General features: G+C 33.9%; 13 protein-coding genes. 10 read left to right on the top strand and 3 right to left on the bottom strand.

Going from position 1 to position 9,631, the window contains the following annotated elements; genetic code table 11:
* Positions 1-335: 335 nt before the first annotated feature.
* Positions 336-911 carry an LOG family protein gene (locus ACYQ73_RS09750; protein ID WP_460012299.1) on the bottom strand — a complete coding sequence of 192 codons (576 nt, stop codon included), beginning with the start codon at positions 909-911 and terminating at the stop codon, positions 336-338.
* A 139-nt stretch (positions 912-1,050) separates the two neighbouring features.
* Here ACYQ73_RS09750 and ACYQ73_RS09745 point away from each other — a divergent pair, with 139 nt between their 5' ends.
* The 3 genes from ACYQ73_RS09745 to ACYQ73_RS09735 all read left to right on the top strand — a co-directional run bounded on the left by ACYQ73_RS09745 (position 1,051) and on the right by ACYQ73_RS09735 (position 2,588).
* Positions 1,051-1,368 (top strand): MazG nucleotide pyrophosphohydrolase domain-containing protein, encoded by a 318-nt coding sequence (locus tag ACYQ73_RS09745; RefSeq protein ID WP_460012298.1) that lies wholly within the window; start codon positions 1,051-1,053, stop codon positions 1,366-1,368.
* 25 nt (positions 1,369-1,393) lie between these two features.
* Positions 1,394-1,837, top strand: a complete 444-nt coding sequence (locus tag ACYQ73_RS09740; RefSeq protein WP_460012297.1) for a GNAT family N-acetyltransferase — start codon at positions 1,394-1,396, stop codon at positions 1,835-1,837.
* 244 nt (positions 1,838-2,081) lie between these two features.
* Positions 2,082-2,588 (top strand): hypothetical protein, encoded by a 507-nt coding sequence (locus ACYQ73_RS09735; RefSeq protein ID WP_460012296.1) that lies wholly within the window; start codon positions 2,082-2,084, stop codon positions 2,586-2,588.
* Between the two features lie 80 nt (positions 2,589-2,668).
* Here ACYQ73_RS09735 and ACYQ73_RS09730 read toward each other — a convergent pair whose 3' ends face one another.
* Complete coding sequence (locus ACYQ73_RS09730; RefSeq protein ID WP_460012295.1) at positions 2,669-3,841, bottom strand: multidrug effflux MFS transporter; 1,173 nt, start codon at positions 3,839-3,841, stop codon at positions 2,669-2,671.
* Positions 3,842-4,270: 429 nt separating this feature from the next.
* On the opposite strand from ACYQ73_RS09730, the gene ACYQ73_RS09725 reads away from it, so the two are divergent.
* The 6 genes from ACYQ73_RS09725 to ACYQ73_RS09700 all read left to right on the top strand — a co-directional run bounded on the left by ACYQ73_RS09725 (position 4,271) and on the right by ACYQ73_RS09700 (position 7,242).
* Positions 4,271-5,134, top strand: coding sequence for a GNAT family N-acetyltransferase (locus ACYQ73_RS09725; protein ID WP_460012294.1), 864 nt, complete (start codon positions 4,271-4,273; stop codon positions 5,132-5,134).
* 106 nt (positions 5,135-5,240) lie between these two features.
* The gene (locus ACYQ73_RS09720) at positions 5,241-5,768 is read left to right on the top strand and encodes a GNAT family N-acetyltransferase (protein ID WP_460012293.1); all 528 of its coding nucleotides are present in this window, start codon (positions 5,241-5,243) and stop codon (positions 5,766-5,768) included.
* A 173-nt stretch (positions 5,769-5,941) separates the two neighbouring features.
* Positions 5,942-6,151 (top strand): hypothetical protein, encoded by a 210-nt coding sequence (locus ACYQ73_RS09715; RefSeq protein ID WP_460012292.1) that lies wholly within the window; start codon positions 5,942-5,944, stop codon positions 6,149-6,151.
* 251 nt (positions 6,152-6,402) lie between these two features.
* Positions 6,403-6,789, top strand: a complete 387-nt coding sequence (locus ACYQ73_RS09710; RefSeq protein ID WP_460012291.1) for a hypothetical protein — start codon at positions 6,403-6,405, stop codon at positions 6,787-6,789.
* A gap of 18 nt (positions 6,790-6,807) precedes the next feature.
* Entirely contained in the window at positions 6,808-7,011 is a 204-nt protein-coding gene (locus ACYQ73_RS09705; RefSeq protein ID WP_403004290.1) for a helix-turn-helix transcriptional regulator, read from the top strand.
* 15 nt (positions 7,012-7,026) lie between these two features.
* A complete protein-coding gene (locus ACYQ73_RS09700; RefSeq protein ID WP_460012290.1) occupies positions 7,027-7,242 on the top strand; it encodes a hypothetical protein in 216 nt (71 codons plus the stop codon).
* Positions 7,243-7,481: 239 nt separating this feature from the next.
* Here the strand turns inward: ACYQ73_RS09700 and ACYQ73_RS09695 are convergent, their stop codons facing one another.
* A complete protein-coding gene (locus ACYQ73_RS09695; RefSeq protein ID WP_460012289.1) occupies positions 7,482-8,657 on the bottom strand; it encodes a YhgE/Pip domain-containing protein in 1,176 nt (391 codons plus the stop codon).
* Positions 8,658-8,811: 154 nt separating this feature from the next.
* Here ACYQ73_RS09695 and ACYQ73_RS09690 point away from each other — a divergent pair, with 154 nt between their 5' ends.
* Positions 8,812-9,453 (top strand): TetR/AcrR family transcriptional regulator, encoded by a 642-nt coding sequence (locus ACYQ73_RS09690; protein ID WP_460012288.1) that lies wholly within the window; start codon positions 8,812-8,814, stop codon positions 9,451-9,453.
* The last annotated feature ends 178 nt before the right edge of the window (positions 9,454-9,631 follow it).

Here is a 9,631-nt window from a genome sequence, read left to right as displayed (position 1 = left end):
TTTATTTTGGATTTGGATGGTTTACTACTGCCCAACCATTATAAAGGCTTTTTTTATGCACGGATAATATTACAGAAAATTCAGTTTTTTAAAATTACGTTGAATTATTTTAATGCGACGCTAGTGAGACAGTATAAGAAAATTTTTTATTAGGCTGTTTTCTTAAAGATTGTTGCTATTCAACTAAACCAGCTAATAGATTGTCAATACGCACAACTCAAATAACCCTCCAAATTTTATTTTTTGGGTATATGAAAAACAGCTGAATTCATATGTTCAGCTGTTTTTGAATATGTAAGATAATAGATAAATCCTATCCAATATCCTAAATTTATTCATTTATTCGTTTGATATGTTTTAACTGCGGGTGGAACATAGGCTGCACATTTATCTAATAGCGCTGCAACATCTTCATCTACAAGTAGGGCATTTCGAGATTGGGCTTGTAAAAATTGTTCGTTTTGCATATGGTCAAATAACTCAATGAGTAAATCGTAATAATGATTGATATTTAAAATGCCACAAGGCTTTTGCAGAAGGCCGATTTGATTCCAAGTGAATACTTCAAAAAATTCTTCTAACGTACCAGGGCCTCCGGGTAAAGCGATAAAGCCATCAGCTAGTTCCATCATTTTGCTTTTGCGTTCATGCATAGAATTGACGACAATTAGCTCTGTTAAATGTTTATGAGAAATTTCCCGTTCCTCTAACAACGTCGGAATAACCCCAATCACCTTGCCACCTTCACGAAGAACCGTGTCTGCAACTGTTCCCATCACACCTACACTCGCTCCGCCATAAATTAAGGTAATATTACGTTTTGCTAATTCTTTTCCTAGAAGAATAGCTCCTTCTTTATATGCCTCAGAAGCACCGATGCTTGATCCGCAAAATACTGCAATACTATTCATCATTGTTCCTCCATATCTAAGTATCTTTCCGCATTAACGGGTAGTGAACTTTAAGCGGGGGATGAAAAACCCCACTGATTCACGTTTCACTTTTATAGTATAATTTAATTTCTAGAGGAAAGAAATGGAGGAAATAGAAATGGAATTAAATGAATTTCAAAAATGGTTAAAGGCTTATTATGATACACGTGGCTGGTCTGATTTAAGTATTTTTACGCGTATTGGCTTCCTAGCTGAAGAAACTGGGGAAGTAGCGAGAGCTATACGAGCGTTAGAGATTGGTAGGGATAGACCGGATGAAAAGATTCAAACATATGAAGAAAATAAGCAGGAATTAGTAGAGGAGCTTGGAGATGTTTTAGGGAATATTATTGTTATCGCTAATAAATATGATATTTCACTGGAAGAAATTTTTTCAGCTCATCAGGAAAAGCTAATGGAGCGTTATAAAGCATAGAAATACATATGGAAAGGGGATTCATATGAATTATCGAGTAGAGGTTTTATTAGAAAATCACGAGGACTTTACTACGTTTTTATACACAAAGATTAGAGAGTACAACGATGAACATTCACCATACCATAAAAAAACTCGACAAAAAGGTTCAATCCGACCATTAAACTTAATCGTAACCGATCCTCAACAACAATGGATTGGTGGCATCACAGCTGAGGTTTATTGGGGATGGGTGGAAATCAATAAGTTTTGGTTTAGTAAAGAATACCGTGGAAAAGGTATTGGTGGACAGCTACTGGCGAAAGCTGAAGAAACAGCCAAGCAAATGGGGGCTACGAAGGCATTGTTAACTACATATGACTTTCAAGCACGTACGTTTTATGAAACGAGGGGCTATGAGGTTGTAGGTGAAATAAAAGATTATCCACCTGGAAGTAGCTATTATACAATGGTAAAACATCTAATTTAAGTTTAGAAAGGCTGTCTGATGAACTCTTTGTGACAGCCTTTTGTTATATCCTGATTTATCCTCAAATTACAACTAAGCACTTCAATAAGTTTCGCCAAGTTCCTATAATCGCACCAGAATTGCCAAACTCAATTATTTAAATGTTTAATGCCATTTAATCAGATCATTGTTCTAAAAATATATGGCTAAAAGATGACTAAAAAAACGCCCTAATGTCAAACTTATAATAAAGGGGAGATTTAGTGTGTACTCGATATCAAACTTTAAATTACTCGTTGATAACCAGGCAGAAATTGATACCATTCATCAAAATTGTGATAATTTAATCCAGACAACTGTAACGCCTAAAATGGATGCGGAAGTTAATACTTTGTTAGATGCCATTCATAAAAAACTAACTGAACAAGGTTTTACAATTACAGTGACATCTACGGGACTAATCGCAAAATATAGTGAAGCAGTTATTAATGTTGACAAGCATTCGAAAGATTTGGAGGAGTGCTTTTTCATTAATTTAAATAATTTTGCGGAGGATCAAGTTTCCATTATTTTAGACATCTCCGATACAATGATGCCGAAAATCTCCAATAATCTCGATGGTTATTCTGAGATAATCGAGCAAATGACTGATACTTTAAAGTACGCAAAAAGTCTCGAAAAAGCTTGTACTTCACCAAAGTTTATTTATAAAACTCAAAGTAATATTATTTTTCACTCGGCTGAAGAAGTAGTCAATTATTATTTTCAGTAAAGAAGCAGCCACCCTACTAGATATATAGGGTGGCCGATGAAGGAAGTGCTATTGATTATATATATTCCCGCTACAATATTTTACACAATAAACTTTCTTCCGAATATTAACAGTATCATCGATAGGATGAAAAAATATAGTGGCATAATCATCAATGAACCATTATGCAGGAAACTCATACCTGATGTTATTAAGCTTACTAGTAAGTAATAGCCTAAACTGAAAATCGCGCCCGCTGTCCCGATAACGTCCTGAAAGTTGACAAGTGCAAGGCTTAAGCAATTAGGTAGAGCAATCCCTGATCCTAATAAGGTAATAAAAATGGTAACTAAAATGCCCATTAGTAAGACAATATTAGGCAATGGTAAAGAACTAATGATTAATAATAATAAAGCTCCAACTGTCATCACAAAACAACCGAGATGGATTACTTTTTCCGGCTGATAGTTGTTGACTAGTCTTTTGGAAATCATGGCACCAATAATAGAGGCAAGCGCCACAATTATGCCAAGAAATCCATAAAGTCCTGGTGATAAATTGAAATGGTCAATAAAGATAAAGGGAGCTTCGGCATAGTAACTGAATAACACGCCATTTATTCCACCAATCAATAATCCAAAGATAAGAACCCGTGGAGATGAAATGATACGTTTTACTACTGGAAAAATAGCAATTCTTTTTCTCGTTGATTTATCTGTTGTTTCAGGAAGTCTGAAATAAGCGTAGATAAACAACAAAATACTCATCGCAACGAGCACAAAGAAAACAGCTCTAAAACCAAATGCTTGATCGACCCAGCCACCAATCAGCGGCCCTACTGCAGGGGTAAAGGCAATCACCGCGGAAATTTGCGCAAACATAGCATGTCTCTGACTGCCAGATACGCTTTCACGCAAAATGGTTTGCGTTATTATCGAGCCTGTTGCCGCCCCAAAAGCTTGTATAAATCTACTAACTAATAGAAAAGAAATAGTTTCTGCGTAAAAACACATGAAACTGCCAATACCATAAAAGACTAAACCGCCAAGCATGGCCGGTCTTCGTCCAATAAAATCAGAAATCCATCCCCAACAAAATACACCGATAGCAAACCCTATAAAATAAATACTTAAGGTTAACTGTACAGAGCGATTTGAAGCATTGAATGCATCTGAAAGATCAGGTAGAGATGGTGAGTAAATTGTCTCGCTAATCTGTGGAAAAGCCACAAGAACAATCATTAATAGTAAAGATGGTGCTACATGTTTTTTCAACTTATTGCCCTCCTACAAGCAAAATCTACTTCTTTAGAAAAGAGTAGACGTAGCTAGGGAAACGGCGGGACCATGATAAGTATTCGTTCATATGATGTCATTTTTAATCACCTAAATATGCTTAAAGTAGGAGTGCATAGTCTAGCTTCTATTATAAAGATATTTACTATTTTTAAAAGGCATATATAGAAAAATTTTGAATCACTATCATAGTTTGGGTTAATTCCGAAGCGTAATTTTGATTTCCGTTTCGGCTGGACGCTTTCATGGGGGCGTCCGATAAGCCACTTCGAGGGTATTATCTATGACGCTATTTGCCCAGTTTTCACAAATTTTTGCTAATAAATCTAAATTTTTTAAAAATTCCACTTGTGCATTATAGAGTATACATATAAAATGGAAACAAATGTTCTTGAGTGAGGGGAAAGAATGACTACATTAAATCAATTAAAATTAGTATTATTCAATGCAAATGATATTCCGGGATTAATTGCGCTTTCTGACTCTGTCGGGTGGGATTATGATGAGTTTGAAATTAGAACGGTGATGATGTCAGGCAAAATATTTGGACACAAAAATGCTGAAGGTAAAATTGTTTCAAGTGCTGCCATTATTACATATGATACAAATTTAGCATCAATAGGTATGGTCATTGTACATGAAAGTTACAGAGGGCTCAGTCTAGGGAAATTAGTTACTCAAAAATGTATTGAAAGTGTATCGGAACATACAGCCATTATGCTCGTCGCAACGAAAGACGGTGAACCGTTATATAAGAAAATGGGCTTTACTACTGTAGATTATGTACATAAATATCTGACTGACAATTATAGTGGTGCACATAACGTAGCTTCTAATGAGTATACGATAGAAGATTATAATGAGAGTGATTTTGCCGAAATTGCCCGCTTAGATGCAGCTGCCTTTGGAGATAAAAGAAGTAATTTTTTACGGAATAGAATAAAGCAATCTAAGCATTGTATCGTTGTGAGAGATCATCAAGCAAATATTATTGGCTTTGGGTTATCCATTTTAGGTCCAATTAATCTAATTTTAGGCCCAATCATAGCACCTGAATCTAAAACAGCCAGTCTCATAATGAATACTTTAGCAAAAGGCCATTATGGAAAATTAAGAATTGATGTACCATCTGGTCATGCTGAATTTATAAAATGGTTAGAGCAAAGTGGCTTTACAGAGGCAAATACACCTCCCGTTATGTTTCTTCATGCTGAAAAGATGCCGACTAGAAATAATACGCTATTTGCCATAGCCGCACAAATTTTTGGATAACATCACTTAAACAAAGTGAGCACACTTTCTACTTGGTGTGCTTTTTTGTTTTTAAAGGATTTTAGTGGAAGTGTGGAGAATAGATGAAAGTAAAGGGGGAGAATCAATGTTTCCTAATTTAGTGACAGAAAGACTTATTTTAAGAGAGTTAACGCAGGATGATGCGGAAAGTGTTTTTAGTTGTTTCTCTAATGAAGAAGTCACACGCTATTATGGACAAGAGCCATTTAAAGAGATACAGCAAGCAGAAAGTTTAGTAAATTTATTTTCAAAGAATTTTGCTGGAAAAAGAGGGATAAGGTGGGGGATTGAAAGAAAAGAAACAAAGGGTATAATCGGGACAATTGGTTTTAACGCTTGGTCGCCCACCCATAGACGGGCAGAAATCGGTTATGAAATTCATCCTGATTATTGGAGAAAAGGATATACTCAAGAAGCGGTTACCGAAGTTGTGTCGTATGGCTTTGAGCATATGGGGCTAACTCGTATAGGCGCTGTTGTATTTATAGAAAATGAAGCATCGAATAAGCTACTAACTAAAATTGGTTTTCAAAATGAAGGAATTCTTCGAGATTATATGTATCAAAATGGCCAGGCGCATGATACATTTGTTTATTCCATCTTAAAAAATTGATAAACTCGACATTAACCTACAGAAATATATTTATTAGCATCAGTGTATACCTTTTATTGGATAATAAATGATAACTAAGACATGGTTTTGTGCTTGCTTTTTTCGGTTATAGTGCTAGTAAAGGCTAGGGTTTTTATTAGTGATGAAAAAGTAACAGTAAGGGGCTTTGTGAAATGGGAATACAATATAGCACAGCTTATTTTGAAAAATTGGATTTACTTGAAATTCTATATGCGGGGCAGGCAGCGTTAAAAGAAACGCTACCTACGCACAATGCCAGTAAAAATCATTTAGAACGCTTTGAACAAATAGAAGCAGCCATTGCTAAGCTAAATAAGGAAATTCGAATCCTTGAGCTAAACATTATCCAGTCCGTAGATTAAAATAAAAAACGCATGCAAAAAATAATTGCATGCGTTTTTTTGTTGTGAAAAATTGCTTATTTACTTTTGTTTTCTCCTTTTGATGTTCATTGTTAATCATTGATGTGTTGCGGATATAATATTTTTTTTAGAGTTTTTAATAAAATATTCATTATTTGGCAAATTTTTAACTTGAATTTATTTTTAGAAGACGTTAATATGAAGTTTACTTCACATGAAGTAAACTTCATATTTAAGAGGAGAGTATTGTATTGAAACGAAAGTTATTTCAAAGATTATTAACAGCATTCCTTGCAATAATATTAGGTGTTATTAGTCTTTTGATGAATCCAACAGAAAAAATGTCGGCAAACTATCTTTTCGTTGTTGGTATTATTATTTTGATTGTATCGATTACAATCTATTTAAGAAAATCAGAAAATGAGGATGATTTATCGAAAGAATATGATGAAAGAGATGCTCTTATTGAAGGACAAGCTTCTAATATAACTATGCAATGTATTACTTCATTAATAATAGTATTGCTGTTTTTGAGTAATTTTATTGTATTGTCTGTAAAAGCAGTTCTTTTACTATTAATACTCGCTCTTTTCATTCTAAATACTGTAACCAAGTTTTTCTATGAACGAGTCCTTTAATTTTAAAGGAGAATGAATATGGAAAATATAGTACGAGATTTAAGAAAACAGCATAATTTAACGCAGCAAGAATTGGCTGATCGTGTAAGTGTATCGTCAAGAACGATTATTTCACTTGAGAATCAGAAGTATAATCCTTCTGTACTACTTGCGTATAAAATTGCATCGATTTTTAATAAATCGATAGAGGAAGTTTTTATTTTTGATGAAAATGACAAATAAGGAGATTATTTAGGTATGTTAGGTTTAGTTAGTATTTTTATTATTTTTGGGATTATTTTAACTGCTTGGGGAATTTATCGAATGAAGACAGATGATGGTATCTTTGGAAAGAGCCAAAAAAGCAAAAATATTTTTAATTTGTTATTAATGGGAGAAGCATCTGGAATCGGACAATTTTTAGGTGGGATTGTTTGTGTAATTATAGGGATTGCTTATTTATTGTTCGGGTAATTCAGAAGCTACCAACCGTTTAATATTATCCAATTAAGCAAAAAACCAGGACTCCTTTAATAATTTGAGTACCTGGTTATTTTGTGCTTCAATCTATATTTTGTATAAAGCTCCTGATCTGTTTTGTTTCGACTTTTTCAAATGAGAGCTATTATTATTTTTTGTGGCACAAGTTTACCCTTTTTGATGAGCTTCATTTTATAATAGGTACCAAATCTTCTTCTTCAATACGATTGACCTTAAACTTCTACTTCTTCACCTTCCATATCAGAAGTTATACCTTCTGCTGAATTATCCTCTTTATAGGAACTACGTTTTACAACAGATAGAAGTAATACTAAAATACTTACAACAGCAATCCAGCATAATGTAACTGCTGCAGAGCTCCAAAGTTCTCCACTGAAGAAAAGAATCTCCTTTAATCCTTCAAACATGAAGCGGAATGGTAACCATGGATAGATCCAATCAGTGTAAAAACTAGGTAACATTTCTGGTGCAATTTGTAGAAGCGGTAAACCAAAGAACATTAATAGTATGAAAATAGGTAAACTCGCAAATTGAATCCATGTAGTGATAGCTAGTATTAATAATATAAATGTTGCGCAAGTTAGTGATAAAAATAGAGCAACATGGTGAAAATCTGCAAACTCATAATCCAACATCCAAGTGGAGTACCAAGTTAATAAATAGCCTCCAAATAAACCAATGATTATGGCAATCAATGCCTGGAATACTCGGAATTTAAGTTGCTCCAATACAGTATTAAACTTACGATTTCTTCCAGTAAACCATAAAAGAATAGCACTGATTAAACTACTTATCCATATAGGCTGGAAGAATGAAAGTGGTGCATTGCTTAATTTACCGGTTTCATGCACATTGACTAGTTCACTTTGGATAGGCGTTGTATAAGTGCGTGCCTGATTAGCGTTTAACGGAATATTATTTTTTTCAGTAACAGCTAATAATTGGGCGCTGACATTGTCATTCATTTTTTCAACCATTGTAGATAAAGCTTGTGTAACCATAGTTGCAACGTTTGCATTTTTCCCTTGGCTTATATAAATCTTTAGCGTTGCTGATGTAGGGGTTGGTGTTTGGAATGAAGCATACTTTTCAGAGAAATCTTTAGGGATATAAATAGCTCCATACAATTCTTGATTCGCTAATTTTTCATTCATATCTTGTTCATTTTTAAATACTACCCATTTAAAGGGGGATTCCTTTGTTGCTTGTGGATTTTTTTGAATCATCTCGACAAAAGTTTGCCCCATGTTGCCTTCATCCTCAAGAACAAGACCGATTGGAAGATCTTTAGGTGATGAATGGGCTCCAGGAATTTGTGTTGCTACAAAAATGAAGGATAAGAAGAGTACAGCAATAAACGCTATACCGAAAAACTTATTTTCTTTCATAGAAATTCTCCTTTCAGATAATGTACAGCGTGTTGATTATTTCTTAGCTTGATTATATACTCTAAAAAAATCACTTCCTATAATCAAAAGTAGCCAAAGTGTTCAATACTCAACATATAAAAAAATGTGTTCATTAAAAGGGAGGAATGACTCTATGTCAAAAACAGATCGACGAATTATACGAACGAAAAATGAAATTAAACATGCATTTTTCTCTTTGCTTTCTGAAAAGAACTTTGAAGCCATTACCGTTCGAGATATTACGGAGCGTGCCAATATTAATCGAGGAACTTTTTATCTACACTACGTGGATAAATACAATTTATTAGAACAGTATGAGAACGAAATTTTTGAAAAATTCAACGCTATTTTAGATGAAACTACAATTTTAGTTATAGATATCAACCAGTTTAAACAAGAACGATTGCCTGTAATGACCCAAATTTTACATGTGTTTTATGAAGAAGCTGATTCCTTAAAATTAATATTAGGTCCAAATGGTGATCCATTTTTCTATGAAAAAATGAGACAGTTTTTTGTGAGATATTTCAATGCTTATCTTGGTAATCGTACTGATAAAAGCAAATGGAAGTTCCCAATTGAATTAACATTAGCGTATAACTCAAATGCAATTTTGGGAGTAATTACGTACTGGCTACAACACGATACACAACAATCACCAGAGGAAGTAGCTACGATGTTGATAGAAACAATATTAAAAGGAACTCTTGAAGCTAGTGGAATGCGTTCAATTATTGAAAAAGAAAGTGAGTTGGGAGATAAAGAAGTCCCTTGAATTTTGCTAAGATTTAAATCATTGAAAACTCAACGCTATTTTCAGTATCACTGCCAATTATCATAAGAGAAACTTATGGAAATTAATAATTAACATTGATTTTACTTATGTATTGAATGGTTGTAAAATAATGTTAGCGAGAATCTCCATAAAGATTGGTATAAAAACAGAAAAGAGT

The organism is Lysinibacillus sp. CTST325, from assembly GCF_054665055.1.
This window is presented reverse-complemented; position numbering and strand designations above follow the sequence as displayed.